We start from the raw sequence: 22,792 nt of genomic DNA on the forward strand, positions 1-22,792 counted from the left end.
AACTGTGCCCTGAATAGCCGCAATGCTAGTTTGCCTGACGTTCACGGAGGGCAGATTTTGACAATAAAAATAACGCTGTTGCTGAGCGCTTTTGCACTGGTTTTATCAGGCTGCGGGACCGCTGTTACAGTGCTGCAAGATGAAGAAGACGCGGCTCGCAGTCTTAGAAAGCAGAAGACCTACTGCCAGTCCATCCCGCGTATCTACAGTGGTCTGGCGTTCGACTTTTGCGTATTGAATGCAGCGCCTGATCCCACGGGAATTCTCTTGCCGTTCGTATTGGTGGATTTCACCCTGTCGGGTGTTTTCGATACCGTCCTCCTGCCCTATACGGTTTACCGCCAGGCTACTGACGGCAATATCAGCATCTATTGGCGAGCAGGCCGCTGATGAGCAATGCCGCCTGCTATCGCCCGAGCCATCTTCACGGGGGCAATATGCGCTGGGTCATTCCCGCCATGTTTACGCTATAATCCCGCCCTTTAGCTGCCACTCGCCCTTTGCGAGGGCACATTAATCTTTGAGGCGCCTTGCGCCTGCATGCAGACTAAAGAGGCTAGACCCCTGTGGCATTGACGATTCTTGGCCTGTCCGGCGCCCTTAGCCATGATCCTTCCGCAGCCCTGTACATCGACGGCAAGCTGGTCGCGGCAGCTGAGGAAGAGCGCTTTGTGCGCGATAAACATGCAAAGAACCGCATGCCTTACGAGTCGGCGAAGTTCTGCCTCGAGCAGGCCGGCATCAAGCCATCCGACGTTGATGTGGTAGCGATTCCGTTCGCGCCGATCAGCCTGTTCGGCAAGGCTCGCTGGCAGTACGCCAAGCGTTACTGGTACGCCCCGGATCGCGCTCTTGACGCGATCCTGATGGGCAACCGTCGCTACAAGCGTTATCGCAACAAGATTGTCTGGTGCCTCGAGCAACTGGGCTTCGATCCGAAGAAAATCAAGATCGAGCCGGTCGAGCACCACCTGGCCCACGCCTCCAGCGCTTATCACTGCTCCGGTTTCAAAGAGAAAACCGCGATCCTGGGGATCGACGGCAAGGGTGAGTACGCCACGACCTTCTTCGGTTACGGCGAGAATGGCAAGATCCACAAGATCAAGGAATTCTTTGATCCGGATTCCCTCGGTGGCCTGTATGGCGCGATCACCGAGTTTCTCGGTTTCGATATGCTCGACGGTGAGTTCAAGGTCATGGGCATGGCGCCGTACGGCGACGCCAGCAAATACGATTTCTCGCGCCTGGCTTCGTTCGAAAACGGCGAGCTGGTGATCAACACCGACTACGCCAACGTCATCGGCCTGCGTCGTTACAAGGAAAAAGGCAAAGGTTACTACTTCTCGCCGAAGCTGATCGAGTGGCTGGGCCCGAAGCGCGAAGGTGATATCGCCGACGAGCCGTACATCCACTACGCAGCGAGCATTCAAGCGCTGTTCGAAAAAATCTCGCTGCAGATGATCGACCACTACCTGGGCGACGTGCTCAAGGAAACCGGCAAGCTGGCCTACGCTGGTGGCTGTGCGTTGAACGTCAAGCTGAACCAGAAAATCATCGCCCGCGATGACGTTAAAGAACTGTTCGTGCAGCCTGCGTCCGGCGATGCCGGCACCGCGGTAGGCGCGGCGGCCTATGTGTCCCATGCCCGTGGTGTGCCGGTCGAGAAGATGGAACACGTCTACCTCGGCCCGTCGTACACCAACGAAGACGTGCTCGCCGCGTGCGCCCGTCACCCGAGCAAGCCGGTATGGCGCAAGCTTGAGAACATGCCGGAAAACATCGCCAAAATCATGGTCGATGGCAACCCGGTGGCCTGGTTCCAGGGTCGCATGGAGTTCGGTCCGCGCGCCTTGGGCGGTCGTTCGATCATCGGTTGCCCGAGCGCCGTTGGCGTGGCTGACCGCATCAACCACCAGATCAAGTTCCGCGAGCGCTGGAGGCCTTTCTGCCCGTCGATGCTCGACACCGTTGCACCGCAGATGATCAAGATCGATCACCCGGCGCCGTTCATGACCTTCACCTTTGAAGTGGCGGAAGAGTGGAAGACCCGTGTGCCGGAAGTCGTCCACGAAGACGGTACGTCCCGGGCCCAGGTGCTCAAGCGCGAATACAACCCGCGCTACTACGACATGATGAAGGCGCTGGAAGTGCTGACCGGTAACGGCGTGTCGCTGAACACCTCGCTCAACCGTCGTGGCGAACCGATGATCTGCTCGCCGACGGACGCCCTGAACATGTTCTTCGGTTCCGATCTGCAGTACCTGATCATGGAAGACATCCTGGTGGTCAAAGAGGGCGCGGACGCATATGACACGCTCGGCTGAACGCCATGTGCTGCAGTTCTGTCACGGCTATGACGGGCCGTTTCTAGACTGCGCCCGGCAGTACGCCAGCCTGTTCGCGGGGACCGGTTATCGCGTGACCACGGTGTTTCTGACCGGGGCCGCCGATGCCGAAGTCGCCGCGGGCTGCGCTTCCGATGAGGTGCTGTTCATGGAATACAGCTCCAAGGCCATTCGTGGCCTGAAGCTGGGCGCCATCAGCGACCTGCGCAAGATCGCCGCCTCGCGCAATTTCAGTTTCTGCATCGCTCACCGTTTCAAACCTGTTTATATCGCCTTGCTCGGCACGTCGTTGCCAGTGATTGGCGTGCATCACGCGTTTGACGATTACAAGCGCGGTACTCGCAAACTCTTCGCCAATATTTTCCGCAAGCGCCTGAGCCTGCTCGGGGTTTCGGATGCCGTACGCGACGACATGCGCCAGTGCCTGACGAAGTGGCCGGCGGCGCGGATTCAGACGCTCTATAACCGTATCGATGTGCAGACCTTGCAGGACAGTCAGGTGTCGGTTCGCGAGGCCCGGGAAACCCTTGGCCTGGCGCCGGATGCCTGGGTTGTCGGCAATGTCGGGCGGCTGCACCCGGACAAGGATCAGACTACGCTGCTGCACGGTTTTGCTGCGGCGTTGCCGGGTTTGCCGGCCAGCAGTCAATTGGTGATTCTCGGTGCCGGTCGACTGGAACAGGACCTCAAGGCCCTGGCCCGTGAGTTGGGTATCGGCGACCGCGTGTTGTTTCTCGGTCAGGTGCCTGAAGCCCGACGCTATTTCCGTGCCTTCGATGTGTTTGCACTGAGTTCCGATCACGAACCGTTCGGCATGGTGCTGCTGGAGGCGATGGCTGCCGGTGTGCCGTTGCTCGCTACGGCATGTGGCGGGGCGAAGGAAGTGGTCGAGGGCGTCGGTATCCTGTTCCCGCTGGGCGATGCCGAACACTTGGCTCAAGGGCTGCAACATCTGGCCGCGATGGATGAGCAGCAGCGTCACCAGTGTGCCGAGCTGATGCTCGATCGCTTGCGTGAGCGCTTCTCCGACCGCGCGGTACGCGATGCCTTCTGGCGTTTGCCGCACGTTACCGAACTGGCGTCGAGGGCCTGATGCTCAACCGATTTCAAGGCTGGCGCGAACGTGGCTGGGCGGTAGTCGACGCCTCGACATATGCCCAGGCCTGGCAACGATATGGCGGCAGTGTCGCCACTCATCCCATGGTGGTCGAGCGGCTTTCGCAGCTGGCCGACATTCCTGTGCGCTACCTGGCCTGGGAGCAAAACGGTGAAGTCAAAGCCGCGATCCCGACTTGGGGTCGCGATCTCGCCTTGTCCAAGGACGTGCTCAAGCGCTGCGGTAAAAAAGGCCTGTTCGACCTCGGTAATGCCGAGTTCATCCTGCCGGCCGCTGCCGATGCGCAAGCGCCGCTGCGTCATCGTGGACGCTACCTGTCGGCGCTGAACGAAGGCCGTTTTACCGGCATCAAGTTGCAGGCTGAACAGCTGGCGATGGCCCGCACACCCGAAGAACTGTCGAAGAAGTTTCGCTACAACCAGCGTCGTGAATTGCGATTGCTGGAAGAAGCGGGCGGAGTGGTTCGGCCGGTCGCGGAGTTTTCCAGCAGTGAACTGGCGGCGATCTATTGCGACCTGTTCCAGCGTCGCTGGGGGTTCCCGGCGACGGGGGCCGAGCGCATGGCGGAGGTCATCGAGTTGCTGCGTGATTTGCTGATCGGCTCGGTGATTTTTCTCAACGATGCGCCCATCGCGATTCAACTGGTCTACCGTGTCGAAACACCGCAGTGGATCAGCGTCGAGTACATCAATGGCGGCGTCGATCCCGAAACCCGCGAATTCAGTCCGGGCAGCGTGCTGAGCTTTATCAATACGCAAAGCGCCTGGGAGCATGCCCGGGCGTTGGGCAAACCGTTGCGCTTTTCTTTCGGTCGCGCCGACCGTGAATACAAGGATCGCTGGTGCAATCCTGTGCCGGTGTTCACCGTATGAGCCAGCCCATGAACCGCAAACAGCAATTGCTCAAGCGCCATCGGCGCAACAAACGCATCGGTCTGCTCATCGCGCTGGTGCTTTTGATTGCCGTGGGTGTGCTGGTGGCCTGGTGGCTGCCGCTGGTGCTCGCGGTTCTGGGCTGGATTACCCACGAAGCCTGGTTTGCCGACCATTTGTTTTATTCGCCCAACGACGATTATCAGTACAGCTTTCCACCGTACACCCAGCAGCCCAAGGTTCATCTCGACGGTGAGCGTTTGCGCCTGGATGACGGGGTCATGCTGGTCGATGACGCCACGCTGATCCTGGCGCTACGGATAAAAAGCACTTGGCTGGGGCGCTTCATCGATCCCGTGGTCGAGTTGTCGGGGGGAGATAACCCGGACCGACAAACGTTCGAGCGGGGTGTGAACGGCCTGCGTTACCTCAATCTCAGTGGTCAGGCGCAGGTTCTGTCGCAAGGTGAGTTACGCCTGCGCGGGCGGTTCTGCCGACTGCTGGGTGAGCCGGTGCTCAGGGCGTTCGAGCATCCGGATTACAGCCGTCAACGGGTGATGGTGATCGCACCCCATGCCGACGATGCCGAGTTGGCCGCATTCGGCCTGTACAGCAGCGCCAGTCAAAGCTGGATCGTGACCCTGACTGCCGGTGAAATCGAGGCCGGGCACTATCAGCAGATGGGGCTCGATGGCGTCGAAGCGTCCCGGTTGAAAGGCTCGCTTCGTGCCTGGGACAGCCTCAGCGTGCCGCTGTGGGGTGGTGTACCTCAGGAACGCTGCATTCAGTTGGGCTATTTCTGCCTGCAATTGCCCGTCATGCAAAGCGCGCCGACCGAGGCCGTGGTCTCCCGTGAGGCACAGCTGGGCGATACCCGATTTTTTCGACGGTTCAATCCGTTTGCCCTGGGCAGTGACGTCGATGGCATACCGTCCTGGAACAATCTGCTGGCCGACCTGAGTGAGTTGATCGAGCGTATTCAGCCTGAGGTCATCGTTTTGCCACATCCGCGTTTCGACCCGCACCCGGACCATCTATGCTCACAGCAGGCGGTAATGCAGGCACTGAACGGTACAGCCTGGCAGCCCGGCACCTTATTGCATTACGCCAATCATCTTCACGACAACGATCGCTGGCCAATGGGTGATGCCGGGACCGGTGTGACCCTGCCGCCACAGATCAGTAATCACGAACCGTTGCGGCCCTGGGCGCTTTGTCTGTCGGCTGAAAAGCAGTGGCACAAGGCTATGTCGTTGGGCATGATGCACGACCTTCAGCCCCGACTTCCCCTCAAGCGTCTACTTCGTCGGGCGATCCAACGTTGTCTGGCGGCCCGTCGCTGGCCGGCTTTCGGCGAAAACGAGTTCTTCCGTAAAGCGGTGCGACGCCACGAATTATTCTGGGTCCAAGAGCTGTCTGGAAAGAGAGAGACCAATTGAAAGTTCTGTTTCTGGTGCAGAAAGAGCAGCGAGCGATCCTCGATCGACTGTACGACGGTATCGCCGAGCACTGCGACTGCGACAAGCGCGAGCTGACCAGCGCGGAGCAGGACGACCTGCGTGGATATTTCCGCAAGCATGTCGATGTGACCCGCTACGACCGGATAGTGTTTTTCCTGCGCTTCAAAAAAGAAATCAGACAGGTGAGGTTCATCCAGACCCTGCCCAATCTGGTTATTCTGGAACACGATGCGTACCAGAACTACATCCCGTGCAAGTACACCGGCAAGTTCAGCGCCCATTACCGCAAGCTGCCCTGGGTGCGGGTGATCAGCTCGGGCTTCATGGTCAGCCAGCGCTTGCGTGAGGAAGGGTTTGACGCGCATTTCGTGCCCAAGGGCTACGATCAGGCGTTGTTGCAAAACTGCCAGCGTGAACGTGATATCGAGCTGGGTTTCGTCGGTAGCCTCAACAGCGTGGCGTATGCCGGGCGCAAGGCCATGCTCGAGTCCGTGGCCGAAGTGGAGAACCTGCTGATCACGCGCACCAAGTCGGGCGAGGAATACTGCGAGACGTTAAGCCGGATCCGTTACTTCGTGAGTGCCGACGTCGGCATGGGCGAATACATGATCAAGAACTTCGAGGCCATGGCCTGTGGTTGTGTGCTGTTTGCTTACGATCAAGGGGAAGCAGAGAATCGCGCGCTGGGGTTTGTCGATATGCACAACATCGTGCTCTATCGAACCCGCGACGAACTCAGGGAAAAACTGGCGGTGTTGCGCCAGTCCCCACAGCTGACCGAGACCATTTCATTGGCCGGGCAGGCTTTGGTAGAGCAGCATTACACGTTCCGGGCGGTAGGACATGCGATCGTCGACGCCCTGCGTGCGCCGTTGCGCGAGCATGTTCCGCTGGGCTGGAAAGAAAAATTACGCTTGTCGCTGGGGCTGTGAAGCCGGGCGATTAAACAACCTATGGTGCGGTGCAAATAAATGCTGTTCAGCGAGACTAGCGACATTTCGGTAGTAATCACTAGTTGCGGTCGCTTCGATCTGTTGAAGCGTACGCTCGAGACGTTTGACCGGTTCAACACGGCTCCCATTCGTAAGGTGTTCATTACCGAGGACTCCGGCGACAGCGCCGTAGAGGCCTGTATTCCGGAACACTGGAGAGCGCACACCCAGTTCTTCATCAACCAGCCACGCCTGGGGCAGTTGCGATCCATCGATGCCGCTTATGCCCAGGTGCAGACATCGTGGATTTTCCACTGTGAAGATGACTGGGACTTCTATCGCGAAGGGTTCATCGAAGAGTCCCAATGCCTGCTGGAAGAAGATCCCCAGGCACTGCAAGTGTGGTTGCGCAGCTTCAATCATGACCTGATGGTTCACAGTCCTTATGTGTTCCTGAACGAACGCAAAGTCAGCCATGGCATTCCTTTCTACGTACTGGGCTCGCAAAAAGCCGAGTGGCAAGGTTTTTCCTTTAATCCAGGGCTGCGCCGTCGTGCGGATTACTTGATGCATGCACCGTATTCCGGTTTCTCCGGGGAGAAAGACCTGTCGCGCCTGTACGCTGGCGAGAACCGCTATGCGTTGATTCTGGAAAACGACGCGGTACTGCACACCGGCTTCGGAGAGCATGTAGTGGTTCCGAAGGAGCGGGAGAACAAGTTACGGCGTAAACGTCTCGATCGGCTGAAGCTGATTGCAGCTCTTATCTTGGGTCTGGCAATAGGTTGGGTGCTCCATGGAATTTAGCGGCATGAAGCCAGCAAAGAACACCTTGACCTATTTCGGCGCAGTGCTTTGCCTGTTTCTGTTGAGCTTTGTGGTGGGCTGGTCGTCGAAGTGGACCAACAACCTGTTCTACGTCCTGATGGCATTGCCGGGCCTGGTCTTCCTGATCAAGGAGCGCGGTGCGGGCTTGCTCAAGGAGCCAATGGCATGGGGCTGGCTGGCGTTCATTCTGTGGTTTCTGGTACCTGCGACGATTGCCGGGCAGTTGCAATTCTACAAACACGTCTTCTATGTACTGATGTTCGTGATGGTGGCCGCAGCCCTCACCGATCCGCAGTTTTTCCGCAGCGCAGCTTTTATTCGCGCTCAGTTCTGGATTCTGACGTTGTACATTTTCGGCAGTGCGCTCTACGGATGGGCAACCGGTGAGTTCGCCGTCGGTAGCCGGGTGGCGATACTTCCGGCACGCCTGGAGAATGTCATCTACGCCAGCATCTGGCTGTTTTGTGCGTTGGCGCTGGCGCTGCCAATCTGGCTCAAGGAGCGAAAGTATATCGAGGGTGGCCTGGCCATCGTGTTGTCGGTGTTCGCGGTAGCCTTCGTCCTGCAGACGCGTACTGCGTTCGTGGGGGCTGTGTTCCTGTTTGGCATCTGGTTGCTTTACGGTATTTATCTCAAGCCGCGGCTGGTTGGCACTGCGGTGGCGATTGGCGCGGTTGTTTCAGGCCTGTTGTTCCTGATGGTGCACAACGAAGCCTGGTACCAGTCCCTCTGGACTCGAGGCGATTCGTACCGTATCGAAATCTTCCAGATCATGGTCGGCGAGTGGCGCCACTGTGGCTGGACGCTGGGCTGCGGCATCAACTTTCATACCGCCCAGGTGCTCGATGGCTCTATGCCGATTCAGCATCCACACAACATTTTCGTAGCGCTGGGGCTGTACAGCGGCGGGGTCGCGCTGGCGTTGTTCGTCGCGCTGATGGTCGCAAGCCTTTGGCAGGCCTGGCGTCTGCGCGACGCGTGGGGAATGTACCTGGCGTGTGCGCTGGTGATGCTGAATTTCGATGGCAGTTTGCTGATCGGTAACCCTGACGAATTGTGGCCACTGGTGCTGCTGCCCGCCGCGATGATCCTCTCTCGAGTGCTGAAGACGCGACAACCTGCGCTGGCGTAATGCCTGGCCTTCGCTTCCTCCCCGGAGGCGAAGGCCGTCAGATCATTTTTGCAGTGCGACGCTCAGCTCTTCCTTGGAGCAGATGCTCTGGGTCTGGCCATAATGCTGCATGAAGACTTCGCCGCGACTGTCGAGCAGCCATTGGCGATCTTGCGGGTAACGCACCATATGCTTGAAGTTGCGCAGCCGCAGCGTCTTGCGCAGCGGACGGCGATACACCCGCAGGTCGGCGATGTCGATCAGACCCAGCTGATGTTCGGGTGTGAGTACGATGTTGCCCAGGTGCGCCGAGCGAAAGTAAATCCCCCGCTCATGCAAAGTGGCCATGAAGACCCCCAATTGGCCGCGCAACGGATCGGCATCGCCCTGGATGTCCAGCAGCTGACGCAGGGTCTGGCCCGGCAGCGGATCGTAGTGCACGGCATCGCGCTCGATACTCGCAATACGGTAAACCTGACGAATCGTGGGGCAGGGGATGTGCCGTTCACGCAATGCATCGCAGTTGTCGGCAAAGCGTTTGGCGTACGGGTACCACGCGGCCGACGTCAGCAGGCGTTTGCGGCGAAACAGTTTGAGTATTGAACCGTCCGTCAACCGCAGAACCTTGTCCCCCGAACCATCCGCTTCAAGGACTTGTGCTCCCTCGCGCAGGGCGAGATATCGGGTGTGATCAAGCGCTTGCATCAATACTCCGGGTTGGGCGCCGTGAGGCATGGATAGCCGGCCATGTTACCGCAGCTCAGCGACTAAAATGGCCTGTGTTACACTCGCGGGCTCTTTTCTCATACAACGGGTTCTCATGACCAGCCCTGATTTGCCTGCGCCGTCGAGCTTGAAGATTTACCTGCGCCTGCTGTCGTATGTGCGCCCGTACTGGGGCATGTTTGCCATCAGTATCGTCGGCTTTGTGATTTTTGCCTCGACGCAGCCCATGCTCGCAGGGATTCTCAAATATTTCGTCGATGGCTTGAGCAACCCCGAAGCGGTGCTCTTCCCGACTGTTCCCTATCTGCAAGATTTGCAGTTGCTGATGGCCGTGCCGCTGCTGATCATCCTGATCGCCGCCTGGCAAGGACTGGGCTCTTTCCTGGGCAATTACTACCTGGCCAAAGTATCGCTGGGGCTGGTCCACGACTTGCGGGTCGAGCTGTTCAACAAGTTGCTGGTATTGCCCAACCGTTATTTCGACACTCATAACTCCGGGCACCTGATTTCGCGCATCACCTTTAACGTGACCATGGTCACCGGTGCTGCCACGGACGCCATCAAAGTGGTCATTCGTGAAGGCCTGACCGTGGTGTTCCTGTTTGCTTACCTGCTGTGGATGAACTGGAAGCTGACGTTGGTAATGCTGGCAATCCTGCCAATCATCGCAGTGATGGTGAGCAGCACCAGCAAAAAATTCCGCAAGCAGAGCAAGAAAATCCAGGTGGCGATGGGCGATGTGACTCACGTCGCCTCCGAAACCATCCAGGGCTATCGCGTGGTGCGCAGCTTCGGTGGCGAAAGCTATGAAGAGCGTCGTTTCGCCGAAGCCAGCCAGGGCAACACCGACAAGCAACTGCGCATGACCAAGACCGGTGCGGTCTACACGCCCATGCTGCAATTGGTGATCTACACCGCCATGGCGGTGCTGATGTTCCTGGTGCTGTTCCTGCGCGGCGATGCCACCGCCGGTGATTTGGTGGCCTACATCACCGCGGCGGGCCTGTTGCCCAAGCCGATTCGGCAACTGTCGGAAGTCAGCTCGACCATCCAGAAAGGCGTTGCCGGCGCCGAGAGCATTTTCGAGCAACTGGACGTCGAGCCAGAGGTTGACCTGGGTACCGTCGAGCGTGATCGCGTCAGCGGCCACCTGGAAGTGCGCAACCTGAGCTTCACCTATCCAGGGACCGAGCGTGAAGTGCTGAAGAACATCAGCTTCACGGCAGCACCGGGGCAAATGATCGCCCTGGTCGGTCGCTCGGGTAGCGGCAAGTCGACCCTGGCCAGCCTGATCCCGCGTTTCTATCACCACGAAACCGGGGAAATCATGCTCGATGACGTGGAAATCGAAGACTATCGCCTGCGTAATCTGCGTCGACACGTGGCACAGGTGACGCAGCATGTGACCCTGTTCAACGACACCATCGCCAACAACATCGCCTACGGTGACCTGGCCGGCGCCCCACGTGCCGACATTGAAAAGGCCGCCACGGATGCTTACGCGATGGACTTCATCTCGGAAATGCCGCAAGGCCTGGACACCCAGGTCGGCGAAAACGGCGTGTTGTTGTCCGGTGGCCAGCGTCAGCGTCTGGCGATTGCCCGGGCCTTGTTGAAGAACGCACCGTTGCTGATTCTCGACGAGGCAACGTCGGCGCTTGATACCGAGTCCGAGCGACACATTCAGGCGGCACTGGATCAGGTCATGAAAGGTCGCACCACGCTGGTGATCGCTCACCGGTTGTCGACCATCGAGAAAGCCGACCTGATCCTGGTCATGGATCATGGTGAAATCGTCGAGCGCGGCACCCACGCTCAACTGCTGGCGCAAAACGGCTACTACTCGCGCCTGCATGCGATGGGCCTCGATGCTCCGGTTGGCGACATCGCCTGACCCCACAAAAAGGGGTGAGCCTGGCTCACCCCTTTCGCACACCCGGCGTGCAATGCGCCCGGCGGTTTGTATCCAGACCTTTACCTTCCTTGACCAAACTTGTCGATTGTCCGGTTTTCTGATCAATAAATGATCAGAAACATCTGCCGAACCCTCCCATTGCAGCCGTCACACAAGCCCACGCCAACCCTGTGTTAATATCGCGCCCCTGTTCATTTTGTATGTGGGTTGCTCCATGAAGTTGTCCATGCCGCGATTCGATCAAGCCCCTGTCTTGGTGGTCGGCGATGTCATGCTCGACCGTTACTGGCATGGTGGTACCTCACGGATTTCCCCTGAGGCGCCGGTACCGGTAGTCAAGGTCGAGCAAATCGAGGACCGCCCGGGCGGTGCCGCCAACGTTGCGTTGAACATTGCCGCCCTCGGCGCCCCGGCCTCGCTGCTCGGCGTGACCGGTGACGATGAAGCCGCCGACAGCCTGGCCAACAGCCTCAAGGGCGCTGGCGTGCGAGCGGTGTTCCAGCGCATTGCGCACCAGCCGACCATCGTCAAGCTGCGGGTCATGAGCCGTCACCAGCAACTGCTGCGTATCGACTTCGAAGAACCTTTCGCCACCGACGCGCTGGCGTTGGGCGAGCAAGTCGACGAATTGCTCGAAGGCATCAAAGTGCTGGTGCTGTCCGACTACGGCAAAGGCGCGCTAAAAAACCATCAGGTGCTGATCCAGGCCGCCCGTGCCCGTGGCATTCCGGTGCTGGCCGACCCCAAGGGCAAGGATTTCTCGATCTACCGGGGTGCAAGCCTGATCACCCCGAACCTCAGCGAATTCGAAACCATCGTAGGTGGTTGCGCCGATGAGCACGAGCTGGTGAGCAAGGGCGCGCAGCTGATGCACGACCTCGACCTCGGCGCGTTGCTGGTGACCCGCGGCGAACACGGCATGACCCTGTTGCGGCCGGATCATCCGGCGCTGCACCTGCCGGCCCGTGCCCGTGAAGTGTTCGATGTGACCGGTGCCGGCGACACGGTGATTTCCACCCTCGCCGCCGCCATTGCCGCAGGCGAAGAACTGCCCCACGCGGTGGCCCTGGCCAACCTGGCGGCGGGCATCGTGGTCGGCAAACTCGGTACGGCAGCCATCAGCGCGCCGGAACTGCGTCGCGCCATCCAGCGTGAAGAAGGTTCGGAGCGCGGTGTGCTTGGCCTGGAGCAACTGTTACTGGCCGTCGATGATGCGCGTGCGCATAAAGAGAAGATCGTCTTCACCAACGGCTGCTTCGACATTTTGCACGCCGGCCACGTGACCTACCTCGAACAGGCGCGGGCTCAGGGTGATCGCCTGATCGTGGCGGTCAACGACGATGCGTCGGTCAGCCGACTGAAAGGTCCGGGTCGTCCGATCAACAGCGTCGACCGTCGCATGGCTGTTCTGGCAGGTCTGGGCGCCGTGGATTGGGTGATCAGCTTCGCTGAAGGCACCCCGGAAAACCTGCTGCGCGAGGTCAAGCCGGATGTGCTGGTCAAGGGCGGGGACTATGGGATCGAGCAGGTCGTCGGCGCAGACATCGTGACCGCTTACGGCGGAACGGTGAAAGTGCTGGGGCTGGTGGAAAACAGCTCGACTACCGCGATTGTCGAGAAGATCCGCAAGTCCGAGTAACACTGATCGTTCCCACGCTCTGCGTGGGAATGCAGCCCGGGACGCTCCGCGTCCCAAAGCGGACGCAGAGCGTCCATTGAGGCATTCCCACGCAGAGCGTGGGAACGATCAATCAGGAGCTGACTTTTTTACGCGGTACGATTCTTTTCAGTAATAGCTTGGCCTTCCCACGCAACCGCGCCAAACCTGAATCTTTCCCCGGCGGGCTCAAGCCCTGTTGCCGCACCCAATCCTTCCAGCGAATCCGTTCATCCCTCACCAGCCAGCCTTCCTGCTGGGCAAAACTCTCTGCCAGGTACAACCCGCGAGTACTCGCCGGGTACAGCTGATCCTTTTTCAGGGTGTAGAGCTCGGCCATCGGTTGACCGTCCTGCAGCGGCATCAAATACAAATCGGGACGTTTGCGATCAAGGCGGGCCACCAGTTGATCGCCTTCCAGTCGTTCGTCGACATGGAACAGGCTCAGGGATTTGGCCTCCTTGGGCACGTCCAGGCGCAAGTCATAGATCAATTGCAGCGAGGCCGTCGGCAAATGCACGTAGGCCCGCGGGCGTTCGATCAACTGCATCTTGGCGCAACGCACCGGCCGCGCCGAACCGGACAACGGCGTCAGGCGAAACGGCAAGGCTTCACGGTAATGCAGCGCGGACGAGTAGGGCGCCGGCAGCCACGTGTCGTTGAAACGCCCGCCGAGCCAGCCTTCCGGGGTTTCCAGCAGGCACTCTTCGGCAATTTCCTGAATCGCGGTGTGCAGTGGCAGGTTCAGTTCATGGGCGGGCACGTAACCGGAGATCAGCTTGAGCACTACATCGCCGCGGTCTTGCCGACGCTGACGAACCAACACCCAGTAATCGCGGTTCTGCCAATGCAGGGTCAGGCGCACCGAGACCCCGAGGTTGGCCAGCTCCAGCGAAAACCGCTGAGTGTCGGCGACCGTCACCGGGCGGCGACGTTGCAGCGTCTGGGAGAAATTGAGCGGCATCCCGACGCTTTGATAACTCAGGCCTTCGGGAGTCGCTTCGACGAATAACGGCAGGGTCTTGAAGTTGCTCGGGTTCTTTCTTATGAGCGTACGCGGCATGTCGGCTCCTGCTTAAGGCCGCGTGGGCGGCATCAGTTTCTACGTAGGACCTGGGCAACGGTCGCGACGTTATGGGCGAGGTGCAGCGGATTGATGGTCCCGACAATAGCACTGGCAACACCCGGGTGTTCAAACAACAACTCGAAGCTGGCGCGAACCGGGTCCACGCCCGGGCTCAGGCAAACATGACCGCTGGCGAGGGCTTTTTTGACGAGAATGGCTTTGCCGTGAGCAGCAGCATAGTCAATGACCGGCTTCTCGTTCTGTTCGTTCAGATTGTAGGTGACCATCGCGCAATCACCTTGTTCCAGAGCCTTCAAACCACCTTCGACGGTTTTGCCAGAAAAACCGAAGCCGCGAATCTTGCCTTCGCTCTTGAGCGCCGCGAGGGTCGCATAGACTTCACTGTCGTTGAGGATCGCCAGGTCGTTGCCGTCGGAGTGCACCAGCACCAGGTCGATGAGGTCCGTTTCCAGGCGTTGCAGGCTACGTTCCACCGACATCCGGGTGTGGGCGGCGCTGAAGTCGTGATGGGACTGGCCATCGGCAAACTCTTCGCCGACCTTGCTGACAATCACCCAATCCTGACGCTGACCCCGCAGCAATGGGCCGAGGCGTTCTTCGCTACGGCCATAAGCCGGAGCAGTGTCGATCAGGTTGATGCCCAGGTCGCGCGCCAGTTTGAGCAGCATGCGCGCTTCGTCGTCATCGGGAATCTGAAAACCGCTGGGATATTTAACGCCTTGGTCGCGGCCGAGTTTTACCGTGCCCAGGCCCAAGGGGGAAACCAGCAGGCCGGTGCTGCCCAGCGGGCGATGCAGATCGTGCAAGGTCGGTTGGCTCATGGCAGCAGTTGCTCCCAGGCAGGGACGCCCATCGGCGGTTTTGGCAGCTCGGGCAGCGGCGCCGGATGGCTTGGCTGGATGCCGTCGCGCTGCAAGGACGCGATGACGCGATCAGCAAAGTCCGGAGCCAACGCCAGTTTGGTCGGCCAGCCGACCAGCAGCCGGCCTTCTTCGGCAAGGAATGCATTGTCAGGACGGGTCAGTCCCGATTGCAGTGGCTCGGCGCGATCCACCCGAAGGGTGGCCCATTGCGCTGTGCTCAGGTCGATCCATGGCAGCAACTGGCCCAGTTCTTTTTGCGCGGTGGCAATTTGCTCGGCGGGTTCGCGGGCGACCCCTTCGGCTTCAGCGATGTCACCGCCCAGATACCAGACCCATTGGCCATCGGCGGCCGGATGGGTGGTCACGGTAATGCGCGGCTTGGTGCCACCGCCCAGGCAGTGGGCATACAGCGGTTTGAGGCCCGGACCTTTGGCGATGATCATGTGCAACGGCCGGCGCTGCATGGCGGGCTGGCTCAAGCCCAGGGCTTCGAGCAGCGCTGCCGTCCCGGCACCGGCGCTCAAGACGATGCGCTGGGCGCGAATCTCGCGCTCGTCGACCTTCAGGCCGACCAGTTTTCCATCCTCCAGCAACGGTTCGATGTTCTGGCCGGCGAGCAGGCCATCACCCGCCAGATCGGCCAGGCGCCGGATCAGGCTCGGCACGTCGATCACCAATTCGGCCAGACGATAGACCTTGCCCTTGAAACGCTTGTCTTGCAGGGCGGGCGGCAGTTGCTCGCCCTTGACTTGATCGACGCGGCCGCGCACCGCTTTGCTGGCGAAGAAACTGGTGAGATTGCCGGCGATCGTGCCGGGGGACCACAGGTAATGGGCTTCGGACAGCAGGCGCACGCCGCTCAGGTCCAGTTCGCCGTCACCGGCCAGGGCTTCGCGCCAGCGCCGAGGCATGTCGGCGATGGCTTCCGAGGCGCCGGTCAGGGCGCCATGCAAGGCGTACTTGGCGCCGCCATGGATGATGCCTTGGGATTTCACGCTTTGCCCGCCACCGAGGCTGGCGCTTTCCACCAGCACGGTCGAAAAACCCTGGCGGCGCAGGCGCGCATTCAGCCAGAGGCCGGCGACACCAGCGCCGACAATCAGAACGTCGGTGGAAATAACGGATGGCATGCAGCGACCTCAGTGTTCAAGACGAGGGCGCAGTATACAGACTCGAAGATTGGAGGTTTTGCTGGCGATCAACACGGCGAATGCAAAACCCTGTGGGAGCGAGCCTGCTCGCGATAGCGGTGGGTCAATCAACATTGATGTTGAATGCTCTGCCGCTATCGCGAGCAGGCTCACTCCCACAGTGGATTGGGTGCGGGCTTAGTGCCCGGCGGTTTTGGAGAAGAGTTGGATCACTACGACGCCCAATACGATCAGCGCCATCCCCAGCATGGCCGGCACATCCAGTTTCTGCCCGTAGATAAACAGCGCCGCGACACTGACCATCACGATTCCCATGCCGGCCCATACCGCATAAGCCACGCCGACCGGAACGCTGCGCACCACCAGCGTGAGCATCCAGAAGGCGATGCCATAACCGACGATAACCAGAATCAGCGGCAGCGGGGTGCTGAAGCCTTTGACCGCTTTCATCGAAACGGTGGCGATCACTTCGGCGCAGATGGCAATGGCCAGGTAGTAGTAAGCGGTCATGGGTGCATCCTCGTGTGAAGTGTTGCTTTCTGAGGTCGGCATTTTAGAGATTCCCCAGATGCGGTAAAGTCATTACCTATCTGTTTAGAAGATGGGTTGAGCCATGAACACGCAATGGAATCTGGAGCAGCTGCGGCTGTTTGTCAGCGTAGCGGAGCAGCGTTCGTTTTCTGCGGTAGCGCGGGATCAACGCAAGGCGCAGTCGGCAGTCAGCAGTTCGATTGCGCTGCTGGAAGAGGACCTGGGCGTCAGCCTGTTCGACCGTAGCAGCGGCCGTCAGCCGAAACTCACCGAGGCCGGTCACGCGTTGCTGGACGAGGCGCGGGAAGTGCTGCGCCAATGCGAACGCCTTAACGGTCGGGCGCTGGCGATGATGCGCGGCCAGGAGGCGCGTTTGCGTGTGGCCCAGGATGAGGCGATGCCTTATCAGCCGATCATCGAAAGCTTCGAAGCCCTGGCTGAACAATTTCCCAGCCTTGAAGTGCAACTGACCAGTGCGGCCCAAGGCGATGTCGCGCGCAAACTGGTGGAGCGTCGGGCCGATCTGGGGTTGCTGTTCTATCACGACCAGATTCCCGAAGCGCTCGAGCGCCGGGTGTTGGGCAGCGTTGAAATGGTCACGGTGTGCGGCGTCGGCCACCCACTGGCGCAACAGGCCCGGGTCGATTGCCAGCAACTGGCGCAGCATCGACAGTTGCTGATGTCCACGCAGTCGAGTGTCTATCCCGGCAGCGAACCCGCCAGCCCGCAAGTCTGGCGGGCCGACAGTTTCTACGTGATGGCTGAGTGGCTGGTGCGCGGCCTCGGCTGGGCCTGGCTGCCGCGTCATGTGGTGCAGTACCCGGCGTATCAGGATCTGATGGTCGAGCTGGACAGCGAATGGACCCCGCCAGCGCTGGTGGTGGAGCTGGTCTGGCGCCGTGATGAGCCTCTGGGGCCGGCGGCTCGTTGGTTGGCGGAACGTTTTGCCGTGCACTTGCAGACGATCGGTGAAAAAAGCCGATAAACTCCGCCGCCATGAATAGAACTCTCTACACCGCGCTGTTTTACCTGGGGCTGCCATTGGTAGCGATTCGGCTGTGGCTGCGGGCGCGCAAGGCGCCGGCGTATGCCAAGCGCATTGGCGAACGTTTCTCCCTCGGGTTACCGACGATGAAAACGGGCGGCATCTGGGTGCACGCGGTGTCGGTGGGCGAAAGCATTGCCGCGGCGCCGATGATTCGCGCTTTGCTGCAACGTTATCCCCAGTTGCCCATTACCGTGACCTGCATGACCCCGACCGGTTCGGAGCGCATCCACGCGCTGTTCGCCAATGAACCGCGCATCCAGCACTGCTATTTGCCTTACGACTTGCCTTGCGCCGCGAAGCGATTTCTTGATCGGGTCCAGCCGAAACTGGCGGTGATCATGGAAACCGAGCTCTGGCCGAACCATATCCATCAGTGCGCCAGGCGCGGGATTCCCGTGGCCCTGGCCAATGCGCGACTGTCCGAGCGTTCCGCCAAGGGTTATGGCCGCTTCGGCAAACTGACCCAGCCGATGCTCGCCGAGATGAGCCTGTTCGCGGTGCAGACCGAAGCCGAGGCCCAGCGCTTCCGCGATTTGGGTGCGCGCCCGGAAACCGTCGAAGTGACCGGCTCGATCAAGTTCGACCTGACCATCGACCCGGCACTGCTTGAGCGTGCCGCCGAGTTGCGTGCGCAATGGCAGGCGCAGGAGCGCGCGGTGTGGATTGCGGCCAGTACGCACGAAGGCGAAGACGAAGTAGTGCTGGCGGCTCATCGTCAGTTGCTGGCCAATCATCCCGATGCATTGCTGATTCTGGTGCCGCGCCATCCTGAGCGTTTCAATACGGTGTTCGAGCTGTGCAGGCAACAGGGTTTCGCCACGGTGCGTCGCTCCACTGGCGACCCGGTCACCGCGCAAACGTCGGTGCTGGTGGGCGACACCATGGGTGAGTTGCTGTTTCTGTATGCCTTGGCCGACAGCGCGTTTGTCGGCGGCAGTCTGGTGCCGAACGGCGGGCACAACCTGCTGGAGCCGGCGGCTCTGGCCAAACCGGTGTTGAGCGGGCCACACCTGTTCAATTTCCTCGAGATCGCCGCACAACTGCGCAGTGCCGGGGCGTTGCAGGAAGTGGAGGATGCCGAAGGTCTGGCGTTGGCGGTGCAGCGGCTGTTCGAATTGCCGAGCGATGCGCAACGGATGGCGCAGGCGGGGTTGAAAGTGATGCGCACCAATCAGGGCGCGTTGCAGCGATTGCTGGATGGGTTGGGGCGGTTGATCGACAAGTCCTGAATCTGTCGCTGATCCATTGTGGCGAGGGGGCAAGCCCCCTCGCCACAGGTTTACCTTTACTGCGTTGGATTGGCTTTGAGTTGCTCCGCCGCAGCCTTCGCCAGGTCCGGCGGCAAGAAGTCTTTATCCGGGTTGTAATCAGCCTTCAGATAACGCGCCAGGTCCTGCAAGTCCCCCGGGTTCAACGTGCCCGCGGCCTGTTTCAAGCGCAGGTTGTCGAGGATGTAGTCGTAACGCGTGTTGTTGTAGTCGCGCACCGAGGTGTACAGCTGACGCTGGGCATCCAGTACGTCGACGATGTTCCGTGTGCCCACCTGATAACCGATTTCGGTCGCTTCCACCGCGCTCTGGTTGGAGATGATCGACTGCTTGCGCGCCTGCACCTGCTCGACGTCGGTGTTCACCGCGCGGTGCAGGTTGCGGGTGCTTTCGACGATTTGCCGGCGCAGGGCTTCACGTTGCTGCTCGGACTGATCCAGCTGGGCATACGATTGACGCACCTGGGAATTGATCAGGCCGCCGCTGTAGATCGGGATATTCAGTTGCAGGCCCACGGTGGTCTGGTCAACGTCGCCCTTGTAGGGCGAGCCGAAGACATTCGGGTTGCTGAAGCCCAGGGCATCGTTATCGCCTTTCTCGTACTTCGCCACGGCGTCCAGGGTCGGCGCGTGGCCGGCCTTGCGCTGCTTGAGGGTTTCTTCGGCGGCGCTAACGGCGTAGTTGCTGGCCAACAGATTGAGGTTCTGCCTGGCCGCCGTATCGACCCAGGATTTGGCGTCGTTCGGTGATGGCGGCAGAATCGGCAGGGTGTGGACAATGCCCTGAATCGAGTTGTACTGACGGTTGGTCAGGGTGATCAGGGCTTCGAACGCATCATCCACCTGACGCTGCGCGACGATCCGGTTGGCCCGCGCGGTGTCGTAACTGGCCTGGGATTGCAGCACGTCGGTCTTGTCCGACAGGCCGACATCGAAGCGCTCGTTGGATTGATCGAGCTGGCGTTTGAATGCGGCTTCCTCGGCCTTGGTCGAGGCCAGGTTGTCCTGGGTGCGCAATACGTTGAAGTAGCTTTCGGCGGTCTGCAGGATCAGGTTTTGCTGGGTCGCCGAGAGTTGCAACGCGGCCTGTTCATTAACGTCCTTGGCAGCCTGGAACTGGAACCAGCGATCGGCCCGGAACAGCGGTTGCGCCAGCGTTGCCTGATACGAATGAGCATTGCGGGTAAAGGTGGACGCAGGCTGATCGATCGACGTGCGCACGTTAGCCACTTCGGCACCGCCAGAGAGGTTCGGCAGCAGCCCGGCGCGAGCCTGGGGCACGACTTCTTTCTGGGCGCCATATTGGGCGATGGCGGCAGCAAGGTCGGCGTTATTGTCCACCGCTTCCTGGTAGACGCTGACCAGATCGGTTTTGGTCGATAAGGGCGCTTCTGCTGCCCAGGCCATTCCATTGGACGCACAAGACACGGCAACGGCCAGTGAGAGTTTGCGCAGCATGAGGCCATCCCTAAAAAATTACGCTGATAATTTGAGCGCCAAGGCTACGGCGCGGCCCATACAGCGTCAAGGCGCGGTATGGCGTAGCGAGTGTAGTTGTGCGCAACGACCGCAACAATCCTGTAATTGCGCCATTCATCACGGTGTTTACCGCGGTGTTGGCGTTCTTTGCCGGTTGTGTCTAGACTGGCCGGGTTCTTGTCGGGGTGCCTTGCTATGAGGCTGAGATCGAATAATTTCGGATCCCGTTGAACCTGATCAGGTTAGCGCCTGCGTAGGGAACAAGATTTCTCGTCACCCGGCGAGTCCTCTTGTGCTTCGTCCGGGATGTTGTTCGACAATCGAACACCCCTCGAGCACTGAGCACAGCACAGCTGGTTTCCCCAGCGCACGTGCGTCCATTCGTTTACAGGTTCGCTCCGACAAAAATCCACTGCCTGGATGTGTCTGGAGAGCCCGTGATGACGATAAAACTAAAAAACACTACGAACCTGAGTGATTCGGCCCAAGTCGATCAGCAATCGGTTCAGCCGTTTACCCGCTCGCAAAAAATCTACGTTCAGGGCTCCCGCCCGGACATCCTCGTGCCGATGCGCGAAATCAGCCTTGATGTGACCCCGACCGACTTCGGCGGCGAGGTCAACGCGCCGGTCGTTGTGTACGACACCTCCGGCCCTTACACCGATCCCAACGTCATCATCGACGTACGCAAAGGCCTCGCCGATGTGCGTTCGCCGTGGATCGAATCCCGTGGCGACACCGAGCGCCTGCCAGGCCTGAGTTCCAACTTCGGCCAGGAACGCCTCGCTGATGAAGAGCTGACCAAGCTGCGTTTCGCTCACGTGAACAACCCGCGCCGCGCCAAGGCCGGCGCCAACGTCAGCCAGATGCACTACGCGCGCAAAGGCATCATCACCGCCGAGATGGAATACGTCGCCATCCGCGAAAACATGAAGCTCGAAGTGGCTCGCGCCGCCGGCCTGCTGGACCAGCAACACGCCGGTTACAGCTTTGGCGCCAGCGTGCCGAAAATCATCACCCCTGAATTCGTCCGTGAAGAGATCGCCCGCGGTCGCGCGATCATTCCGGCCAACATCAACCACACCGAACTGGAACCGATGATCATCGGCCGTAACTTCCTGGTGAAGATCAACGGCAACATCGGCAACAGCGCCTTGGGTTCGTCCATCGAAGAAGAAGTGGCGAAACTGACCTGGGGCATTCGCTGGGGTTCGGACACGGTCATGGACCTGTCCACCGGCAAACACATTCACGAAACCCGCGAGTGGATCATCCGTAACTCGCCGGTGCCGATCGGTACCGTGCCGATCTATCAAGCGTTGGAAAAAGTCGGCGGCGCTGCCGAAGACCTGACCTGGGAGCTGTTCCGCGACACGCTGATCGAACAGGCCGAGCAGGGCGTCGACTACTTCACCATCCACGCCGGCGTACTGTTGCGCTACGTGCCGCTGACCGCCAAACGCGTGACCGGTATCGTTTCCCGTGGCGGTTCGATCATGGCCAAGTGGTGCCTGGCGCACCACAAAGAGAACTTCCTCTACACCCATTTCGAAGACATCTGCGAAATCATGAAGGCCTACGACGTCAGCTTCTCGCTGGGCGATGGCCTGCGTCCGGGCTCGATTGCCGACGCCAACGACGCGGCGCAATTCGGTGAGCTGGAAACCCTCGGCGAGCTGACCAAGATCGCCTGGAAACACGACGTACAGTGCATGATCGAAGGCCCGGGCCACGTGCCGATGCAGTTGATCAAAGAGAACATGGACAAGCAGCTGGAATGCTGCGACGAGGCGCCGTTCTATACCCTCGGCCCGCTGACCACGGACATTGCGCCAGGCTACGACCACATCACCTCGGGTATCGGTGCGGCGATGATCGGCTGGTTCGGTTGCGCGATGCTCTGCTACGTGACGCCGAAGGAACACTTGGGTCTGCCGAACAAGGATGACGTGAAGACCGGGATCATCACCTACAAAATCGCCGCGCACGCCGCCGATCTGGCAAAAGGTCATCCGGGCGCGCAGATCCGCGACAACGCCTTGAGCAAGGCGCGTTTCGAATTCCGCTGGGAAGACCAGTTCAACCTGGGCCTCGATCCGGACACCGCTCGTTCGTATCACGATGAGACCCTGCCGAAGGATTCGGCCAAGGTCGCGCACTTCTGCTCCATGTGCGGACCGAAATTCTGCTCGATGAAGATCACTCAGGAAGTCCGCGAATATGCGGCCAACCAGCGCATCGAAACCGTCGACGCCGAAGTCGCCCAGGGATTGGCGGAACAGGCCGAGCGGTTCAAGCAGGAAGGCAGTCAGCTGTACAAGAAGGTTTGATCCTGTACTGATCGTTCCCACGCTCTGCGTGGGAATGCAGCCCGTGACGCTCCGCGTCACTGGACGCGGAGCG

Annotated in this window: 19 protein-coding genes and 1 riboswitch; of the genes, 13 read left to right on the forward strand and 6 right to left on the reverse strand. The window is 60.0% G+C overall.

Features of this window, described 5'->3' with window-relative positions; genetic code table 11:
• The first annotated feature begins 57 nt into the window (after window positions 1–57).
• From BLW70_RS07545 to BLW70_RS07580, 8 genes are all read left to right on the forward strand, one after another.
• Window positions 58–390 carry a YceK/YidQ family lipoprotein gene (locus BLW70_RS07545; protein WP_074873081.1) on the forward strand — a complete coding sequence of 111 codons (333 nt, stop codon included), beginning with the start codon at window positions 58–60 and terminating at the stop codon, window positions 388–390.
• Between the two features lie 176 nt (window positions 391–566).
• On the forward strand, window positions 567–2,324 hold the full coding sequence (locus BLW70_RS07550; protein WP_074873084.1) for a carbamoyltransferase family protein: 1,758 nt from the start codon (window positions 567–569) through the stop codon (window positions 2,322–2,324).
• A complete protein-coding gene (locus BLW70_RS07555) occupies window positions 2,308–3,438 on the forward strand; it encodes a glycosyltransferase (protein ID WP_074873088.1) in 1,131 nt (376 codons plus the stop codon). The genes BLW70_RS07550 and BLW70_RS07555 overlap by 17 nt, the downstream gene beginning before the upstream one ends.
• Complete coding sequence (locus tag BLW70_RS07560; protein WP_074873090.1) at window positions 3,438–4,334, forward strand: antimicrobial resistance protein Mig-14; 897 nt, start codon at window positions 3,438–3,440, stop codon at window positions 4,332–4,334. Before BLW70_RS07555 ends, BLW70_RS07560 begins: the two co-directional genes overlap by 1 nt.
• 8 nt (window positions 4,335–4,342) lie before the next feature.
• Window positions 4,343–5,773 carry a PIG-L deacetylase family protein gene (locus tag BLW70_RS07565; RefSeq protein ID WP_074873092.1) on the forward strand — a complete coding sequence of 477 codons (1,431 nt, stop codon included), beginning with the start codon at window positions 4,343–4,345 and terminating at the stop codon, window positions 5,771–5,773.
• The gene (locus tag BLW70_RS07570) at window positions 5,770–6,726 is read left to right on the forward strand and encodes a glycosyltransferase family protein (protein ID WP_074873096.1); all 957 of its coding nucleotides are present in this window, start codon (window positions 5,770–5,772) and stop codon (window positions 6,724–6,726) included. The genes BLW70_RS07565 and BLW70_RS07570 overlap by 4 nt, the downstream gene beginning before the upstream one ends.
• 39 nt (window positions 6,727–6,765) lie before the next feature.
• On the forward strand, window positions 6,766–7,533 hold the full coding sequence (locus tag BLW70_RS07575) for a glycosyltransferase family A protein (RefSeq protein ID WP_074873099.1): 768 nt from the start codon (window positions 6,766–6,768) through the stop codon (window positions 7,531–7,533).
• A 4-nt stretch (window positions 7,534–7,537) separates the two neighbouring features.
• The gene (locus BLW70_RS07580; protein ID WP_083383348.1) at window positions 7,538–8,686 is read left to right on the forward strand and encodes an O-antigen ligase family protein; all 1,149 of its coding nucleotides are present in this window, start codon (window positions 7,538–7,540) and stop codon (window positions 8,684–8,686) included.
• A 42-nt stretch (window positions 8,687–8,728) separates the two neighbouring features.
• Here the strand turns inward: BLW70_RS07580 and BLW70_RS07585 are convergent, their stop codons facing one another.
• A complete protein-coding gene (locus tag BLW70_RS07585) occupies window positions 8,729–9,370 on the reverse strand; it encodes a BUD32 family EKC/KEOPS complex subunit (protein WP_074873105.1) in 642 nt (213 codons plus the stop codon).
• Between the two features lie 115 nt (window positions 9,371–9,485).
• Between BLW70_RS07585 and msbA the strand changes: the two genes are divergently transcribed.
• Window positions 9,486–11,285 carry a lipid A export permease/ATP-binding protein MsbA gene (gene msbA, locus BLW70_RS07590; RefSeq protein WP_074873108.1) on the forward strand — a complete coding sequence of 600 codons (1,800 nt, stop codon included), beginning with the start codon at window positions 9,486–9,488 and terminating at the stop codon, window positions 11,283–11,285.
• A 235-nt stretch (window positions 11,286–11,520) separates the two neighbouring features.
• On the forward strand, window positions 11,521–12,945 hold the full coding sequence (hldE, locus tag BLW70_RS07595; protein ID WP_074873111.1) for a bifunctional D-glycero-beta-D-manno-heptose-7-phosphate kinase/D-glycero-beta-D-manno-heptose 1-phosphate adenylyltransferase HldE: 1,425 nt from the start codon (window positions 11,521–11,523) through the stop codon (window positions 12,943–12,945).
• A 112-nt stretch (window positions 12,946–13,057) separates the two neighbouring features.
• Here the strand turns inward: hldE and BLW70_RS07600 are convergent, their stop codons facing one another.
• The 4 genes from BLW70_RS07600 to BLW70_RS07615 form a co-directional block, all read right to left on the reverse strand.
• Complete coding sequence (locus BLW70_RS07600; RefSeq protein ID WP_074873114.1) at window positions 13,058–14,026, reverse strand: metal ABC transporter ATPase; 969 nt, start codon at window positions 14,024–14,026, stop codon at window positions 13,058–13,060.
• Between the two features lie 32 nt (window positions 14,027–14,058).
• Entirely contained in the window at window positions 14,059–14,871 is an 813-nt protein-coding gene (locus BLW70_RS07605; RefSeq protein ID WP_074873116.1) for an aldo/keto reductase, read from the reverse strand.
• A complete protein-coding gene (locus tag BLW70_RS07610) occupies window positions 14,868–16,043 on the reverse strand; it encodes an NAD(P)/FAD-dependent oxidoreductase (RefSeq protein ID WP_074873120.1) in 1,176 nt (391 codons plus the stop codon). Before BLW70_RS07610 ends, BLW70_RS07605 begins: the two co-directional genes overlap by 4 nt.
• A 198-nt stretch (window positions 16,044–16,241) precedes the next feature.
• Window positions 16,242–16,574, reverse strand: coding sequence for a DMT family transporter (locus BLW70_RS07615; RefSeq protein WP_008027887.1), 333 nt, complete (start codon window positions 16,572–16,574; stop codon window positions 16,242–16,244).
• A gap of 103 nt (window positions 16,575–16,677) precedes the next feature.
• On the opposite strand from BLW70_RS07615, the gene BLW70_RS07620 reads away from it, so the two are divergent.
• Together BLW70_RS07620 and waaA are read left to right on the forward strand one after the other, a co-directional pair.
• Window positions 16,678–17,580, forward strand: coding sequence for a LysR family transcriptional regulator (locus BLW70_RS07620; protein WP_074873123.1), 903 nt, complete (start codon window positions 16,678–16,680; stop codon window positions 17,578–17,580).
• Between the two features lie 11 nt (window positions 17,581–17,591).
• On the forward strand, window positions 17,592–18,872 hold the full coding sequence (waaA, locus tag BLW70_RS07625) for a lipid IV(A) 3-deoxy-D-manno-octulosonic acid transferase (RefSeq protein ID WP_074873126.1): 1,281 nt from the start codon (window positions 17,592–17,594) through the stop codon (window positions 18,870–18,872).
• Window positions 18,873–18,928: 56 nt separating this feature from the next.
• Here waaA and BLW70_RS07630 read toward each other — a convergent pair whose 3' ends face one another.
• Window positions 18,929–20,368 (reverse strand): TolC family outer membrane protein, encoded by a 1,440-nt coding sequence (locus BLW70_RS07630; RefSeq protein ID WP_074873130.1) that lies wholly within the window; start codon window positions 20,366–20,368, stop codon window positions 18,929–18,931.
• A 192-nt stretch (window positions 20,369–20,560) separates the two neighbouring features.
• Window positions 20,561–20,666: riboswitch (TPP riboswitch) on the forward strand.
• Between the two features lie 163 nt (window positions 20,667–20,829).
• Between BLW70_RS07630 and thiC the strand changes: the two genes are divergently transcribed.
• On the forward strand, window positions 20,830–22,719 hold the full coding sequence (gene thiC, locus BLW70_RS07635) for a phosphomethylpyrimidine synthase ThiC (protein WP_074873133.1): 1,890 nt from the start codon (window positions 20,830–20,832) through the stop codon (window positions 22,717–22,719).
• Window positions 22,720–22,792 lie beyond the last annotated feature (73 nt).

This window comes from Pseudomonas frederiksbergensis (assembly GCF_900105495.1).
Classification (GTDB): domain Bacteria; phylum Pseudomonadota; class Gammaproteobacteria; order Pseudomonadales; family Pseudomonadaceae; genus Aquipseudomonas; species Aquipseudomonas frederiksbergensis.